The following is a 1,188-nucleotide window of genomic DNA, read 5'->3' as shown; positions in this document are numbered from 1 at the left end:
GCTTGTATGTTCAGTACTGACCAGTACGGTAAAGTCTGGTGGTAGCCAGACGAGACCGTGCAGTTTGCCCCGCGCTTGGGTGTTGGAGCCCGTGACTGAGTACAAAACGCACGGTTGCCGTGCTGGTCTTCCTGAAGCCCGAACGGTTACGCGCGCCATTTACATCGAGTGCGCATGTACAAGCATGGGATCCGAAGATCATGTCTGCTCCTTCTGCCGTAACGGTCGGCATTGACGTCGCAAAAGCTCACGTCGATGTTTCCGTACTGGGTGCCAATCTGGACATCCGTCGATTCAACAACGATGCCGAGGGCCACTCGGCCCTGGCTGTTGCCCTTCAGCCGCTGAACGTGCAGTTGGTCGTGATGGAGGCGACCGGTGGCTACGAGACCGAGCTGGCGTGCGCCTTGCAAGGTGCGGGTTTGCCGGTCGCTGTCGTCAACCCTCGGCAAGCACGCGATTTTGCCCGCTCGATGGGACGTCTGGCCAAAACCGACGCCATCGACGCACATATGCTTGCCGAACTGGCTTCCGTGCTACTGCGTCGGGACGATCTGTCCCGCTTGCTACGTCCCGTTCCCGACGAGCGGCAGCAGTGGCTGGCTGCACTGGTGACCCGACGGCGCCAACTACTCACCATGCTCCTTTCGGAGCGACAGCGGCTCCAGATCACGCCGGTTGGTCTGCATCCAAGTCTGCTGGCTATCATTGCCGCCATCCAGGCACAACTCGATGACATCGACGCTCAGATGGTCGCTCATGTACGCCAGCACTTCGGTGAACTCGACCGCCTGTTGCAGTCCACACATGGAATTGGCCCGGTATCCAGCGCCTGCCTGATCGCAGAACTGCCCGAATTGGGCCGGCTCAATCGCCGTCAGATTGCAGCCCTCGTTGGCGTCGCTCCCATTGCTTGCGATTCCGGCTTACGTAATGGGCGACGACGGGTTCAAGGTGGCCGCTTCGCGATCCGTCGCGTGCTGTACATGGCTACATTGACTGCCACACGCTACAACCCCGCCATCAGAGCCTTCTATCAACGCCTGAAGGCCGCCGGCAAACTGTCCAAGGTCGCGCTTGTTGCCTGCATGCGCAAGCTCCTAACCATGCTCAATGCCATGGTCAAAACCAACACGCCTTGGGACGATTCACTTCATCGGGCTTGACTCGGAAGACGGTTACTCAGTC

The 1,188-nt window shown here is 59.5% G+C and carries 1 protein-coding gene; it reads left to right on the top strand.

Annotated features, from left to right (window positions below; translation table 11 throughout):
* Window positions 1–200 precede the first annotated feature (200 nt).
* On the top strand, window positions 201–1,166 hold the full coding sequence (locus tag H0X95_RS35660) for an IS110-like element ISBcen8 family transposase (RefSeq protein WP_011545951.1): 966 nt from the start codon (window positions 201–203) through the stop codon (window positions 1,164–1,166).
* Window positions 1,167–1,188: the final 22 nt, after the last annotated feature.

The sequence above is a fragment of the Burkholderia sp. 9779_493 genome (assembly GCF_015712215.1).
Classification (GTDB): Bacteria; Pseudomonadota; Gammaproteobacteria; order Burkholderiales; family Burkholderiaceae; genus Burkholderia; species Burkholderia cenocepacia.
This window is presented reverse-complemented; position numbering and strand designations above follow the sequence as displayed.